Origin of the sequence: Acinetobacter sp. 8I-beige (genome assembly GCF_902505955.1) — a bacterium.
Classification (GTDB): Bacteria; Pseudomonadota; Gammaproteobacteria; order Pseudomonadales; family Moraxellaceae; genus Acinetobacter; species Acinetobacter johnsonii.
This window is the reverse complement of sequence record NZ_LR732790.1, coordinates 1,281,933-1,298,160: the sequence shown is the minus strand read 5'-3', so window position 1 is coordinate 1,298,160 and position 16,228 is coordinate 1,281,933. Positions and strand designations below refer to the sequence as shown.

At 37.9% G+C, this 16,228-nt stretch carries 11 protein-coding genes and 1 pseudogene; 8 read left to right on the top strand and 4 right to left on the bottom strand.

Features of this window, described 5'->3' with window-relative positions:
* Window positions 1–37 precede the first annotated feature (37 nt).
* Both GVX98_RS06185 and GVX98_RS06180 read right to left on the bottom strand, forming a co-directional pair.
* Complete coding sequence (locus tag GVX98_RS06185; RefSeq protein ID WP_159127539.1) at window positions 38–736, bottom strand: DUF1826 domain-containing protein; 699 nt, start codon at window positions 734–736, stop codon at window positions 38–40.
* A 178-nt stretch (window positions 737–914) separates the two neighbouring features.
* The gene (locus GVX98_RS06180) at window positions 915–4,391 is read right to left on the bottom strand and encodes an indolepyruvate ferredoxin oxidoreductase family protein (protein ID WP_159127538.1); all 3,477 of its coding nucleotides are present in this window, start codon (window positions 4,389–4,391) and stop codon (window positions 915–917) included.
* Between the two features lie 203 nt (window positions 4,392–4,594).
* Between GVX98_RS06180 and GVX98_RS06175 the strand changes: the two genes are divergently transcribed.
* Window positions 4,595–5,533, top strand: a complete 939-nt coding sequence (locus GVX98_RS06175) for a LysR family transcriptional regulator (RefSeq protein WP_159127537.1) — start codon at window positions 4,595–4,597, stop codon at window positions 5,531–5,533.
* A gap of 24 nt (window positions 5,534–5,557) precedes the next feature.
* Here the strand turns inward: GVX98_RS06175 and GVX98_RS06170 are convergent, their stop codons facing one another.
* On the bottom strand, window positions 5,558–6,487 hold the full coding sequence (locus tag GVX98_RS06170) for a LysR substrate-binding domain-containing protein (protein WP_159127536.1): 930 nt from the start codon (window positions 6,485–6,487) through the stop codon (window positions 5,558–5,560).
* Window positions 6,488–6,729: 242 nt separating this feature from the next.
* Here GVX98_RS06170 and GVX98_RS06165 point away from each other — a divergent pair, with 242 nt between their 5' ends.
* The 3 genes from GVX98_RS06165 to GVX98_RS06155 all read left to right on the top strand — a co-directional run bounded on the left by GVX98_RS06165 (window position 6,730) and on the right by GVX98_RS06155 (window position 10,893).
* Entirely contained in the window at window positions 6,730–7,953 is a 1,224-nt protein-coding gene (locus GVX98_RS06165) for an acyl-CoA dehydrogenase (RefSeq protein ID WP_159127535.1), read from the top strand.
* 235 nt (window positions 7,954–8,188) lie between these two features.
* Entirely contained in the window at window positions 8,189–9,595 is a 1,407-nt protein-coding gene (locus tag GVX98_RS06160) for an MFS transporter (RefSeq protein ID WP_159127534.1), read from the top strand.
* A gap of 44 nt (window positions 9,596–9,639) precedes the next feature.
* Window positions 9,640–10,893: a CaiB/BaiF CoA-transferase family protein gene (locus GVX98_RS06155; protein WP_159127533.1), complete on the top strand. Its 1,254-nt coding sequence runs from the start codon at window positions 9,640–9,642 to the stop codon at window positions 10,891–10,893.
* Here the strand turns inward: GVX98_RS06155 and GVX98_RS06150 are convergent.
* Window positions 10,870–11,106, bottom strand: a pseudogene (locus GVX98_RS06150) (IS3 family transposase); the annotation flags it as partial. The gene GVX98_RS06155 and the pseudogene GVX98_RS06150 overlap by 24 nt on opposite strands.
* Window positions 11,107–11,533: 427 nt before the next feature.
* Here GVX98_RS06150 and GVX98_RS06145 point away from each other — a divergent pair.
* From GVX98_RS06145 to GVX98_RS06125, 4 genes are all read left to right on the top strand, one after another.
* Window positions 11,534–12,865, top strand: coding sequence for a type II toxin-antitoxin system HipA family toxin (locus GVX98_RS06145; protein WP_159127532.1), 1,332 nt, complete (start codon window positions 11,534–11,536; stop codon window positions 12,863–12,865).
* The gene (locus GVX98_RS06140; RefSeq protein WP_171263864.1) at window positions 12,862–13,173 is read left to right on the top strand and encodes a helix-turn-helix domain-containing protein; all 312 of its coding nucleotides are present in this window, start codon (window positions 12,862–12,864) and stop codon (window positions 13,171–13,173) included. Before GVX98_RS06145 ends, GVX98_RS06140 begins: the two co-directional genes overlap by 4 nt.
* 737 nt (window positions 13,174–13,910) lie before the next feature.
* Complete coding sequence (locus tag GVX98_RS06130) at window positions 13,911–14,933, top strand: ComEC/Rec2 family competence protein (RefSeq protein ID WP_159127531.1); 1,023 nt, start codon at window positions 13,911–13,913, stop codon at window positions 14,931–14,933.
* The coding region (locus GVX98_RS06125; protein WP_159127530.1) for a hypothetical protein at window positions 14,920–16,228 on the top strand (1,309 nt) is incomplete at its 3' end. The genes GVX98_RS06130 and GVX98_RS06125, both read left to right, overlap by 14 nt.

Here is a 16,228-nt window from a genome sequence, read left to right as displayed (position 1 = left end):
ATAGATTAAATTCATCAACTCTATATCGAATAAATATTTAACAAATCAATAGCAACCTATACTCACCATCTTTTTCGACAGGCGCTCTATGCACACAAGGCAAGACCTGTTGTGTAGGATGATCTACCGCCAAACGCCAAAGATGGCCTAAGCCTAAATTGACAGGTTTTGCATTGGGTTTAGGCTGATAATGTAAATCAAAGAAATATTCTTCTAGGAAATTTTCAAATTCAGCTTCTGGGCCATTATGTAATTCCTTGAGTTTTTCCCTGATCTCGGGAACCAAAACTTTTTGTTCTACCTGATCATTGGGCACGATATCACTTGCAGCGCCATGATAGGTACATAAGAAAGTATCTGTTTCTATGGGTGAGCGATCAATATGAAACGAGTATACATCTGTTGAAATGAAGTCCAGCTCTTCATCTCGTTCGTAATTTTTTAGTAAATTAAGCGTAGGGGATGCACCGAAATCAGTTAAGAGCTGAATATCATTTAAGATAATTTCTCTTGCTAAATTACCATGTTCTGAAAGTTGTAATGCTAAAAGATCTTTAATGAAAACTTCTGTAATATTTTCTTTTAATTCAAGTTTAGCTACAATTTCTTTAAAATCACCAATCAAATCTCTATGCCAGCAAAGTGCATTCATCTCTCCTTGAAATTTGGAATTTACAAGTTCAGAGAAAGTAGAAACTACACTAATGTGGGCGTTATTAGAAAACAGATTTTTCATAGCAGACTTAAATAATAAACCATACGCAATATTATACGCTTAGCATCAAAAATGAGGGAGAATGATTAGGCTTCTTGCGAAAATCGAGTTGTCGTGAACATTTATTTACAATGGAAGTTCCCTCTCCTTTAAAAGGAGAGGGCTAGGGAGAGGATTTACATGATAAATCTTCCTCATTTCAACTTTCTCTACGAAGACTCAAAGAAAGCTCATCCCAACGTTGTATCGCTGTGTCCATCGTTTGCATTTTGACATGACCAAAACCACGTACATCTGCTGGTAATTGAGCGATTTGCTCAGCAACAGATAGGTCATAACTTTCAGGTGCAGAGCTAATGGCTTTAACAAATGCGATATAACGATCACGCCAAGCATGTTCTTTTTGACGTTCTTGCTGCAAAGCAAATGGATCAAGAAAAGTTTCTCTGAGCCACTGTAGGCGAGCAAGAATCATCATCGGAATACGCATCCAATATCCGAAAGCACGTTTGCGTATGGTGCCATGAGCACCCAAAGCTGGTGGTGCTAAGTGATAGGTTAAACGTAAACCTTGACCAAACTGGGTTTCAATCGATTGTTTAAAACTTTTCCCTGTAAGTAAGCGTGCAACTTCATATTCATCTTTATACGCCATGACTCTATATAACTGTGTCGCAATGGTTCCAGCTAATTCTTCAGGCAGCACTTTAACAGCTTGTTCAACAAGCGTTTGATACTGAGTTGCATAATCTTGATTCCAATACTCGACCAGACGAGCAGAACGATCATCCACTAATTCAGCCAATGTGGTTGGTTTATTCGTTGTTGGTATCGTTGCAATAATGCGTTTGGCTAAGTCAAGATCACTCATCAGATGACAACCGATACGGAAAGCTTCAAGGTTTTTTTCAGTAGCCGTACCATTCAAATGAATTGCCTTTTCAATACTTTCACGTTTCAACGGAATTTGACCTGCTTGCCAAGCCATACCAAGTAAGATTTGATTTGCAAAGATTGCATCACCTAAAACCTGTGTGGCAATACGTGTTACAGGTAAAGATGTGAGTTTTCCTTGAGTCGTTCGACCACGAAGTCGGTGAATCAAATCTGTAATTGGCGCATACCAATCACGAGACTCAAGGAAAGCCGAAGTAGGGGAGCTATCTTCATTCACGATGACAACAGCATCAGCTTTTAAACGAGAAAGTGCAGCATTACTGCCTGCAACAATCGCATCTGCACCAATTAAAACATCACATTGTCCCGCAGGGATTTTGGTTGCGGAGATTTGCTCATCTTCTGTAGCGAGTTGTATGTAGGAATAAACTGTACCACCTTTTTGAGCAAGTCCAGCCATATCCATGATACGTGCAGCTTTACCCTCCAAATGAGCAGCCATTCCCAATAAAGCGCCTGCTGTCACCACACCTGTACCGCCAACACCACCAACCATGATCCGAATGGGTTGTTGATCTAGTTCTGGAAGGATTGGTTTTTCTGGCCAGCCAGCTTCTATACCTTTGAATATTTCTGGACGTTTCATATCGCGGGTATGGACTGTGACAAAACTTGGACAAAAACCATCCACACAAGAGAAGTCTTTGTTGCAACTGCTTTGATTAATTTGACGTTTAGTTCCTAATATGGTTTCAACAGGTTCGATAGATAAGCAGTTCGATTGTTTAGAACAGTCACCGCAACCTTCACAAATCTCACTATTGATAAAAACCCGTTCAGCAACATCTGGATATGCATTGCGTTTACGACGGCGACGTTTTTCACTGGCACAGGTTTGAACATAAATTAACGCCGTAACGCCAGAAATCTCACGTAATTTGCGTTGGACATCATCTAGCTCATTTCTGTGGTAAATTTCGACGTGAGACGCAATACCTTCTTCGGCATGAATCAGCTCAGGTTCATCCGTGACGATGACTTGTTTTGTGATGCCTTCAGCATCCAATTGTCGTGTTAATTGTGCCACGCTGAGATGACCATCGACATGTTGTCCACCTGTCATCGCAACTGCATCGTTATAGAGAATTTTGTAGGTCATATTGAGTTTTGCAGCGATCGCTTGACGTATTGCAAGATAACCTGAATGAAAATAGGTTCCATCGCCTAGATTGGCAAAAATATGCTTTTCATTGGTGAAATGTGAAGCGCCAGCCCAACTTACGCCTTCGCCACCCATTTGCGTGAACGTTTCTGTTTCATGATTCTGTAACACGGCAATATAATGACAACCGATCCCGCCCAGTGCACGACTGCCTTCGGGTAACTTAGTTGATGAGTTGTGAGGGCAGCCGCTACAAAAGAAAGGTTTACGTTCTGCAATATCCAGAACTCGCCGTGATTCATGTTCTGCTTTTTGTAGCAACTCAACTCTATTTTCAATCTGTGTTTTTAAACTTTCTGGAAGATTTAATTTTAAGAATCGAGCTGCCAACATTTTTGCAATCGGTTCAGGTTGGAACTCATAGTGACCAATCAAAGGCGCTTCATTAATCGATGTACTCCATTCACCTTTTCCATCACTCGCCTTACCAATGATACGAGGTCGTTTGCCATCTGGAAGCGCATAAAGTTCATCTTTAATTTGAGCTTCAAGAATAGGGCGTTTTTCTTCTACAACAATCAGCTCTTCTAAACCTTCGGCAAATTCACGCAGACCTTGCGGTTCTAAAGGCCAAATTAAAGCAACTTGATATACTCTCAATCCGAGCTGTTGGGCCGTTTCACCTTCAATTCCGAGAATGCGTAAAGCCTCAATCGTATCTAAATAACCTTTACCACTGGCTGCAATACCAATACGCGCATCAGGACAGTCCCAAGTTACCTGATTCAATTCATTTTCACGTGCATAAGCCAATACAGCGGGTAATCGATATTGATAAAGACGTTGTTCTTGTTGAATGCCATGATCTGGCCAACGAATGTTGACACCATCTTCAGGCATTTGAATATTTTGGGGTAAAACAGGAGTAACTCGATCTAAATCCACATGAACAGAAGCCGAGGTTTCGACAATTTCACTGACCAACTTCATCGAAGTCCATACACCCGCAAAGCGTGACATGGCGACCGCATGTACACCTAAATCAAGAATTTGCTGTATTGAAGTCGGGTAAAAAATTGGAATGCCACAACCAATCATCACGTGTTCTGACTGGTGTGGAATACTTGACGATTTACAAGAGTGGTCATCACCAAAGAAGGCAACCACACCACCTCGTTCTGATGTTCCTGCAAGATTGGCATGACGCAGAACATCTCCAGAACGATCTACCCCCGGGCCTTTGCCATACCACCAAGACGTTACACCATCATATTTACCTTGCCCTGCGAGATTGGCTTGTTGGGTACCCCAAATTGCAGTAGCAGCGAGATCTTCATTTACACCGGGTTGAAAAACAACATGATGGTCTTTGAGTATGCCTTCAACTTGCCAGAGAAAATTATCATAGTTTCCTACAGGGGAACCACGATAACCTGAAATAAAACCAGCAGTATGATAACCGTTTATAGTATCCCGCCGTGTTTGTGCGAGTGGTAAACGCACCATGGCCTGAATACCTGTCATGTAAGCAGTACCGTCATCACTGAGATATTTATCTTCAAGTGATACATCCTTGGTTGGAATTTTATTTGGAGTAAATTTTGTCGCTATATTCATTTATATCTCCTTTGAATTTTGTAGATCGAGCTACTTTCTTTTCTCAACATCCCGTTGAATATTTGGAGTAAATGACATACTCGAAAAAAGATTGATCAGTTCAACTTAAGACAATGAAACTGTTCAATGTATGTACATTAATGTCATTGTGGGTGATCCAGACTGGTGCAACAATGCGTAATTAAGAAAAATATATTTACGTTATGCGCAAAAATCTTGATGGTGGATTACTCCATGCAATGCATGCTTTCCTAAAAGTCATTGATAGTGGAAGCTTTACGGCTGCCGCAGAGCAGATGGAACTGACAACAGCACAAGTGTCTCGACTCATTAGCGAGTTAGAAGGACGTTTAGGTACAAAATTACTACAACGATCGACCAGACAGCATGCGTTGACCGATATTGGTGCAGCTTATGCAGAGCAATGTCGTCAAGTACTCGCAATGGTGGAAGAAGCAGAAGCTCAAGCCATGGGAATGGCAAGCAAACCGCAGGGCAAGTTACGTGTTTTGAGTATGGCTAGTTTTGGTCATCATTATGTGTCTCCGATGCTGGCCGAGTTCTGTCAAACCTATCCAGAGCTTACGGTTGAATACCGTACTTCGCAGAATGTACCAGACCTTTTAGCCAAAGGAATTGATGTCAGTTTATATCTCACTGAATCTTTGGCCGACTCCAGATTTGTTGCTCGCAGAATTGGAACAATATTTTCATTACTTTGCGCATCACCAGCCTATTTAGAAAAATATGGCGAACCAAAATCATTAGATGATCTACAAAAACATGCCTGTTTAAGATTGGTGAATCCATCTATTACACCGCAATGGCATCTAGTCAGTGAAAATAGTTGTTCGTATCAAATCGATATTACAGGACAATTGATTGCAGACACACCAGAACTATTATTAGACATGGTGCAGCAAGATATGGGCATAGCATTACTTCCAACTTTTGCTGTGATTGAGGCTATACGTACTGGGCGATTGCGCCGTGTTTTAGCAGATTGGAGATCACCTGATATTGGTGTTTATACCTTACTGCCATCGCGTCATTTTATTGATGCTAAAACAAGAGCATGGTTAACCTGGGTTGAGCAGCATATTTCACCTAAAATTCAGAGTGATACAGAGTATTTTTTATAATGCATGCTGTCCATAATCTTCAATTTATTCTTTCACTTCTTGTTGTATCCATCCAACAAATTTTTCAATAAGTGGTGAGTTTTCCTGACTGGAATGTATTAAATAATAAGCTCGCTTTTTTTCTAGTTTTTTAGTCGAAACCATAACTAATTCCTTTTTTTGTAATTCTTTTTTGATAAGCATTTGTGGAATTAACGCCATTCCCATACCATGATTAGCAGCAACGGCTAACATTGAAAATAATTCATGACGTTGACCATGCTTAGGGTTAGGGTGCTTTATTGGATGGAGATTAAACCATTCCTCCCAAATATGAGGTCTTGTTGTTTGTTGTAACAACGGAAGCTCTATTAATTGTTGTGCACTTAAATCAAAACTATTGATATTAATCATAGTAGCATCAGGAAAATAGTGTGTAATTAAGCTAGGTGCGCATACGGCAACCACATCTTCATGCATTAAAAAGTGGCTACATGTGCCAGGCCATTGTTCAACTTGTTGAGGTGTACCTGCATAAATAGCAGCATCTAGAATATGGTCATTAAATAAAAAAGGTCGTGTACTAGTTTCTAAATGGACAGTAATTTCAGGATAGAGCTGATTAAAGGTTTGTAACTTTGGCAACAACCAGCGTGTAGCAAATGTAGGCACCACTCCTAGTTTTAAAGTACCTCCTTGTCCTTTGTGCGCAATAACATCTAGTGTGGTCTGTTCTAATCCCTTTAGATAGGGCGTAATACTTTTGAAATATTGTTGGCCGACATATGTTAGTTCTACTCCATGGCGTGTTCGGGTAAATAAGGGAACATCTAAATAATTTTCTAACTGCTGTATTTGTCTAGAAACAGCACTTTGAGTTAAAAACAGTTCTTGGGATGCATGCGTATAGCTAGCATGACGTGCTGCCGATTCAAAACATAAAAGTGCTTGCAAAGAAGGAATTTTGCGGCGCATAGATCATCCTTGAAAATGTTAAGATATCAATAAATTACATATCATTATGTTATGACTATACAATTTAAGTGTAAAAACCTTCAATCATCCTGATAATTTAAGTTTAAGAATTTTAAATTAAATAAAGTATGCGGAAAACGCATAACTGCATGCATATTTATTGTTTGAAAGAAAGGCTATTCACGCATACAGTCAATCCAAGAATAATACAACACATGGATTTAAAGGCTGGTGAGGACACTATGAATCAAATGGTAAATTCTAAGAAAGTAAGTAAATCAAATTTTAACTGGCAAGACCCGTTCCTGATAGAACAGCAACTCAGTTCAGAAGAGCGCATGATTCGTGATGCAGCAGCTGCTTACTGTCAAGACAAGTTGATGCCACGGGTATTAGAGCAGTTCCGCCATGAAAAAACCGATCCAGCTATTTTTCGTGAAATGGGTGAATTAGGGTTACTGGGTCCAACCATTCCTGAACAGTACGGTGGTGCTGGTTTAAATTATGTGAGCTATGGCCTGATTGCACGTGAAGTCGAGCGAGTCGATTCAGGTTATCGTTCAATGGCCAGCGTACAAAGTTCACTGGTCATGGTGCCGATTCATGAATTTGGTTCTGAAGAACAAAAACAGAAGTATTTACCAAAATTAGCCACAGGGGAATATATTGGCTGTTTCGGCTTGACTGAACCAGATCATGGTTCTGATCCGGGCAGCATGATTACCCGTGCCAAAAAAGTCTATGGCGGTTACCGCTTAACTGGCGCAAAAATTTGGATTACTAATAGTCCGATAGCAGATGTATTCGTGGTCTGGGCCAAAGAAGTATCCGCTGAGGGTAATGTTGGTGACATTCGCGGATTTATCTTGGAAAAAGGCTGGGAAGGGCTTTCAGCGCCTGCGATTCATGGCAAGGTCGGCCTACGTGCATCGATCACCGGTGAAATTGTGATGGATAACGTGTTTGTACCGGAAGAGAATGCATTTCCAGAAGTACGTGGCTTAAAAGGTCCATTTACCTGTCTGAACAGTGCGCGTTACGGGATTGCTTGGGGGGTCATGGGCGCAGCAGAGTTCTGCTGGCATACGGCACATCAATACACTATGGATCGTAAACAGTTTGGCCGACCACTTGCTGCTAATCAGTTGATCCAGAAAAAACTGGCCGATATGCAAACTGAAATTGCACTCGGTTTACAGGTAGCTTTACGTTTTGGTCGTATGAAAGATGAAGGTATTGCATCAGTCGAAGGTACATCTTTAATTAAGCGTAATAACTGTGGTAAAGCCCTAGATATTGCACGTCTGGCACGTGACATGATGGGTGGTAATGGGATCTCTGATGAGTTTGGCGTAGCACGGCATTTGGTTAATCTGGAAGTAGTTAATACCTATGAAGGTACCCATGATGTGCATGCGTTAATTTTAGGACGCGCACAAACCGGAATTGCCGCTTTCGGTAACTAATTTAGTTTTTCAATTCAGGATGTTTATTTATAGGCATCCTTGAGACTTTTTTGTCTCAAAAAAATCAACAATTAACTTAAATTAAAGGATTCATCGTGAAACATTCTTGTAAATCTGTGCGTTTGCAAGCTTAAAGTTCAAATGGAACGATAGAAAAATAATAAAGAACCTAAGGCAAATGTAGAGAAATAATAGGACTGCCGATGACTCATTTGGGAAAATGAGGGATATGGAAATGAATAATGATATACAAGCCGAAGCAGGATCGCTCAGCAGAAAATTACCATCTAATATAGGTACAGTGCGCCGTATTCATAAAAACACCTGGAAAATTGCATTTGTTTTTGCATTTATTTCTCTGGTAATTGATGGTGTCGACATCATGCTGTTGTCATTCAGCTTAACCAGTTTAAAGGCTGAGTTCGGTCTAACTTCATTTCAAGCCGGTATGCTGGGAAGTTCATCACTAGCAGGGATGGCGCTTGGTGGAATTACAGGTGGATGGGCATGTGACAAATTCGGTCGTGTCAAAACTATCGCCTGGTCTGTGGTTTTCTTTTCAATTATGACCTGTATTCTAGGCTTCACTCAAAGTTATGAGCAGTTCATGATTTTGCGGTTTATTGGTGCATTTGGATTAGGTTCGTTATACATGGCGTGTAATACGCTGATGGCTGAATATGTACCAACAAAATATCGCACCACCGTTTTAGGCACATTACAGACAAGTCAAACCATTGGTTATATTGTGGCGACGTTGTTGGCGGGCGCAATTATTCCTGACCATGGCTGGCGTATGTTGTTTTATGTCACGATTGTTCCAGCAGCATTTGCACTTATTTTCATGCGTTTTGTACCTGAACCTGCATCTTGGCAGGAAGCAAAAATAGAACAATTTAAACGTAAAGAATTGAAAATTGAGCCTACAGCTGAAGCAATCACTGCAAAGGCTCCCTCTGAAAGTGTGTATAAACGTATTTTTGGCCATACTCAGCACCGCAAAATGTTTTTGCTGTGGATGACTACGGCTGCTTTCTTACAGTTTGGTTACTACGGTGTCAATAACTGGATGCCAACCTATTTAGAAACAGAACTGAATATGAACTTCAAAGCTTTAACAGGCTATATGGTAGGTGCATATACAGCAATGATTCTAGGGAAAATTATTGCAGGCTATGCCGCAGATAAATTGGGTCGTCGGGTAACTTTTGTCTTTGGTACAGTTGCGACAGCCGCATTTTTACCAGTGATTATTTTCTACAATACACCAAGCAATATTGCTTATTTATTAATTACCTTTGGTTTCCTCTATGGAATTCCATACGGTGTAAATGCAACCTATATGGCGGAAACCTTCGCGACCGATGTTCGTGGTACAGCCATTGGCGGTGCGTATAACATGGGACGTTTAGGTGCTGCGATTGCACCTGCTACCATCGGGATTATTGCGGCAGGTGGTTCATTCACTATGGCATTTATTGTAATGGGTACAGCCTACTTTATTGCGGGTGTTATTCCAGGCTTGTTTATCCGTGAACGGCAGTATGATCCACAGCAATCTTCATTAGTGACGGTCACAAATACGGAAGAGAAAACGTCGAGTAGCGTGGAAGTAATCAACAAAACTATTACCGCTAAATAATAAAAATGGCCAGCAGCTTCCTCTGCTGGCTTTTGGAGTAGAACATGGGTGCATTACAAGGAATACGGGTACTGGATTTAAGCCGCGTACTAGCAGGTCCATGGTGTGGACAGATTTTGGCTGATCTAGGTGCTGAAGTGATTAAAATTGAACGTCCAAAAGTGGGAGATGACACCCGTATGTGGGGACCACCGTGGATGCTGGATAATCAGGGTGCTGCCACCCGTGAATCGGGCTATTACCAGTGTACCAACCGCAACAAATATTCAGTTGCTATCGATATTGCAACTGAACAAGGGCAGGAACTGATTCGTGAAATTGCTAAAACTGCCGATGTAGTGATTGAAAACTATAAAGCAGGCTCATTGGAAAAATACGGTTTAGATTATGCATCTTTAAATCAGCTTAATCCAAACTTGGTCTATTGCTCAATTACTGGATTCGGCCAAACTGGACCGCGTGCAGAAGAGCCGGGGTATGACTTTATTATTCAAGGTATGTCCGGATTAATGAGTATTACAGGTGAAAAGGATGAGTTACCCGGTGGCGGTGCACAAAAAGTCGGTGTAGCTGTGGTCGATATTCAAACGGGGCTGTATGCAACCGTTGCCATTCAGGCGGCTTTACTGGCACGCCAACACACTGGTTGTGGGCAATATATCGATTTATCCTTATTAGACGTACAGGTGGCTACACTGGCCAATCAGGGCATGAATTATTTAACTTCTGGTATTGCTCCAAAGCGCATGGGGAATAATCATCCGAATATTGTTCCTTATCAAACATTCAAAGCCAAAGATAAAGAGTTTATTATCGCCTGTGGCAATGATAAGCAGTTTAAAGATTTGTGCATTGCCATTGAACTTCCTAAATTATTAGAAGATAAAAGGTTTCAACATAATCAGGATCGGGTTAAGCATCGTGATGAATTGATTCCATTGCTGTCAGAGTACTTCTTGACTAAAAATGCACAAGATTGGGTAGCGGCAATTCATGCAGTAAAAGTACCGGTCGGGGTGATTAACTCAATAGAAGATGCATTGAATGAGCCGCAAATTCAATCGCGTGACATGGTGGTGGATGTTGCACATCCGTTGAATGATCAATTTAAAATGATTGGTTCACCGATAAAGTTATCCAATACACCGGTTGAATATAAGCATGCTGCGCCGCAGTTAGGGGAACATACACTAAAGATTTTATTACAGTATAAATCCCGAGAAGAACTCGCTTTTTTACAAGCTAAAGGTGTTATTGATAGTTCAATAAATATTTTACTTGATAATTCGGTTGCTTGAATGTGTATTCAATAGATAAATGTAGCCAATTAAATTTGGCTGCTCCAATTCGTACTCTAATGGAGAACGCTGACCGTTAAAACCTTGTCTGCGTTTTGAATTGTAGAACAGCTCAATATATTCAAAGATATCTGTCCTCGCTTCAGACCTAGTTGTGTAAATTTTCTTTTTAATTCATTCCCGCTTTAATAACTGGAAGAAACTTTCTGCGACATTAACTGCTTCAATTTTGAACTCTTCTGGGTATCTTTTACTGCTCATAAGCACCTTGTTTATTAGCCATTTTATCTAACTTCAAGGTGTCTATAAAATTGTTAACTATTCAGTTCATTCACAATTGAATGACAAGAATGGTTACTTCACAGAATCGCTCGCCAGCAACGTGGCTTCATTTTTCACCATGGATCGCGCTCGTATAAACCATTACCAGATCAAGTCTACTATTAGAGATCTTAAGGCACATGTTTTGTTTACTGTCTGATTTGGACGAGCTTTATATTTGTAGTATTGGAAGAAATTTTAGCTATTTATCGAGCAAATATTTGCTCATTTAATTTAAATTATCATAGAAATGCGCAAATATATTCGCATTTTTTTTATTTTATGATATTTTTGAGAAAATATTTGCTTATTAATATTTATGGAAAAATTAACGATTCAAGCTCTTCTCGATACAGAATGGCTAGATATAGCAGAACTCAAGATATTAGAACCACATAAAGGTTCTGCAAGTGCGAGTGAGTTATCCTACGAATTAGAATATGCCATTTCTTATCTAGATAAGAGAGATGAACATGCATGTAGCTTAGCACTTCCTGTTCAGATTCTTATTCAACATGAATCGAAAGTCTGGTTTAGTTTTTTAGATGATATTGTTCCATCTGGTGCTGCTCGACGTTATTTAGTGCAATATCTAGGTCTGCAAAAACTTTCGCCAGCAGAACAAGATTTTACTTTATTAGAAAAGGGCACAATTGCTCCTGTAGGGAATCTAAGAGTTAAGGAGTCAGTTCCTCCGATCAATCCAGAATCAACATTACACTTACGCAAGTTCACTACTGGTGATGTTACAGAACGAAATGTTGATTTTCTCGAATACGCACAACAAATGGGTGCAATTAGTGGCGGTGCAACTGGTGCAGGAGGTGAGGCTCCAAAACTATTAATTCGCGTGTCAAAGGATCAGCAAGTTTGGATTGATACCTATCAAAATTCTTTTGATGAACCAGATCAGCATTATCTAGTTAAATTCCCTCGAAATAAGCGTAGTGCAATAGATTGCGACATATTGAGAGCAGAATATCATTTTTATCATGTCCTGAATGAACTTGGATTTACAACAATTGAAACTTCTCAGATGAAGCTGATTGAAGGTCAGAAATACCCTTCGTTATGGTTGCCGAGATTTGACACAGAGTGGCGTAATCAACAATGGCATCGACTCGGGCTTGAGTCAGTTTATTCCGTATTGAATAAAACATCAGGGAGCCATTTGAATCATTTTGAGGTCATAGACACGCTTTGTACCTTATTAAAATCTGTGGACAAAAACTTTGATTCTTCGCAATTCGTTTGTGAGTGGTTACAAAGGGATTTGCTGAATATCATTTTTGGTAACTCAGATAATCACGGCCGTAATACGTCATTCTTAAAAAAATCAGGACGAATATTTCTTGCTCCAATTTACGACTTTGCCCCAATGAAAGCCGATCCAGAAGTTGTCACGAGATCAACAACATGGGGAAGTCCGTATGAAGAAGGAGGGGAATACCGCTGGGAAAGTATTAGCCGAAATCTTGCACATTGGTGTGAACCACATATCTCTTTAAGTACATTGAAAACATTGGCGAGCAAACTTATTGGTCTCAAACAGCAATTAATCAATAAAGGTGTTCCCCAAACGATTATAGATATGCCAGGTCTAGGATATGACTTTATTGAAGCCAAATTGAGTCGATGGGAGCTATTATGAAAAAGGAAAATCAGCCACTTGACCGTCAGCAATTGCTCATTGATTTATATACGCAATATTTATTCGGTAAAATTACCTTGGGGCAACTGCTGAACCACTTGCGCAAAAATGTATTGGGGCTATCTCAAGAAAAATATGCAACAATGGTTGGAATCAGTCGGCGTACTTTAACCGACATTGAACAGGACAAAGGTCAACTGACTCAGGTCGTGTTAGATAAGGTGTTTAAACCACTTGGCTTAAAAGCCGGCCTCGTACCGACACATGAGCATATTGTTCACAAGATTATTCAGCCATCTAGTGATTAAAAGCTTAAGATTGAAGCTATTTTGACCATCTAGGCAGGACACTATGGAAAAAATGGTCACGCTGTGGATCAAGTTATTAGGCGATAAACTCAGTTCAAGGAATTTTGAAAGTCAATTCAACGAGATTGATCTGCCTGAGAACAAAAAACAATCGAATACAGCGAGTTTACAGTGGGGATTGAAAACCCCCTCTAATAAGATGCCGGTAAAGATTTATGCGTGTAAACCCACATTTGTACAAAACTGGAAGCTATGACAGATCAAAGGGTGTTTTAACCAAGGCTGACTATGAGTACATGCGCGATCTACTGGAGACCGTGCTAGAACAACTGCAAAATTCAGAATTAGACAACGATAGAGAAATAGATCAGCTCAAACAGTTTTTTATCAAGTTAGATCATCACATTGATAGGTTGCGTGCGTAGATTTCGGCATAACGTATATTATGTTCATTAGCGTACTCGGCATTGTGAATATAATTTTACTGAGATTCACAATGTCGAGCTGTAGCACCAACTGAGGTTGCGTAGGCTACAGTCTTGGATATGCTATTTAACTTATGTTTACCTAAAGTCTAACTCATCTTTTGTTTAAAAAAAATACTATGAAAAACAATAATATATTTTGTTTTTCTCTTTAGTTTTTTAATTAACTTCATGAACTTGCTTTATTCATAGGTTTATTTTTGTAAATAATAAAGTTACACTGTTCGTATGTTGCTAATTTGAAAAAAGATTATGCTGAAACTTCATGTAATCGATGCAGGGCATGGAGACTGTATTCTTCTTGACTTTGAACACACCAGAATACTAATTGATTGTGGTCCTAAAAAAATTAAAACTAGAAAAGTAGTTCTTTCTACTTTAGATCAATTATTTACCTCTAATAAAAAAATTGATGTCGCTATAGTTACACATAATGACGATGATCATATCGGGGGGTTTAAGTATCTACTAGATAAAGACATCATAATTGAAAAAATAATTTTTAATAGTTTATATGATATACCCAATATTATTAGTTCAGAGATTCCTCAAATTTCTTTCAAACAAGATAATGAACTTAGAAAAACATTATTAGAAGATAAATCAATAGAAGTGGGAACACTAACTAGACTAAACAACACTCTAGAAATCAATGGGATTAAAATTATTGCAATAACACCTACATTAGATGCTTTGGAAGGTCTTATTCAAGCTTACGAGACTAATGAAATAAAAAAAGGTGAAAAAGAAGCAGGAACAGAACAAATTTCAAGTCATAAGGTAAATGAGACTCCATTAAAGCAATGCATAACAAATATTGAAAAAGGTAATGATATTTTTGTAAAAGATACTTCTAAGCCTAATAAATCAAGTATATCAATTATAGTGACATACAAAAAATTTAATGGACTATTCTTAGCTGATGCTCATGTAGAAGATATTATTGCTGGAATTAGAGAAATTGGTTATGAAAATACAAAATTTAATGTAACCAAATTATCTCATCATGGTAGCGAGAAAAATACAAACACGGAGCTTTTAGAGCTTATAGGGAAGACTGAATATATATTATGTGCGGATAAATCTAAACATAATCATCCAAACAATCTTACACTCGCAAGATTAATATGTTTTGATAATAATCCAACTATTCATTTTAGTACTACAGAAGAGAGATTATCGTTTTTATTAAATGAGTTAGCAACTCTCGATGTCTCAATAAAAAGTACTTTTTCTACAAATAATCTGAATACTATACTTTATGAATACAAATAATTTGATAAAAGTAAGGTCAATCAATGATGCTTCAACAGGCTATTTTTTTCAATCATATGATGCGTCAAAATCATTTATTATTGCCACTAAACACGGAATTTGTGACAGAAAAGTTAATTGTGAACCATATAATAATAAACAAAGTAATTGTTGTAGAAAATGTTTAATTGAATTTGATTTCTCTAAATTAGAGCTTTCAAATAATGAAAAAAAACATAAAATAAAAAAAATTTACTATGAAAATAATAAAGATATAGTATTTATTGAGGTTAGTGAAAATGCAACAATAAAATTAAATATAAATAAAAAAATTACCAGCGATAAATATTTTGCTTTAGGGTTTATGAAAGATGATGTAAAAGTTACTAGATTAATTTTAGACTATCCTCAACTCATAGATACTAAAGTTAATTACAATCTATATTCAGATCCAGCTCCAGAGCTAGAAGAAAAAAAAGAAAGTTATTATGGAATTTCTGGTACCTTAATTTTTACTTCTCATGAAGTCAAACCAGTTGTAAAAGGTATAATAATTGAAAACGGAAATCATAATGATTTGATTGCCGAGGATCTATCAAGCTTAGACTTTGAAAGATTAAATAGTTTTTTTGAATGTATGGTTTTTGATAGAACATTATTTGAAATAAAACTTAAAACTGATTTAAATGAACATTTTGAAATTATCCATAAAAACAAGCTATCAAATGAACTTGATTTGGTTTTATATTCACCCAAAAAGAAAGGTTTCCCTCATTATGATCTTACAGATATTTGCAATACAATATCGCATGAATTTTATCAGATATTTATGCCCAAAGATGGTAAAAAAGATTTTTTACCACACAAAGCCATACAGTTAATACTAAGTAATAATGATTCAAATCCAATAAATAAACTTTTAAGTGCTAGAATTGCTGAAACATATCTAAAAGCTCCACATTTATATTCAACCAGTTTAAATGATGAGTTATATCATCATACTCATTATTTATTTATTAATGATGGTCTTGATATGGCCATTTCACTCTATTGTGGGCATAATTTATTAGATATTAATCTTGCATTAAATATAGAAAAATTAATTTTAAATGCTAATAATTATCAGTTTAATCAAAAGTTATTACTGGAAAGATCTTTTTTAGATCAAAATCTTGAACAAGAAATATGTGATCAAATATTTGATATTATTTTTAATTTTGATGAGAGAATAAGTAATTTTTGTTTAGTTTTTACATTATCAATGGAATATTTTTATGATTCAGTATTTTCTGAAATAAATGATTATATTGTAGATG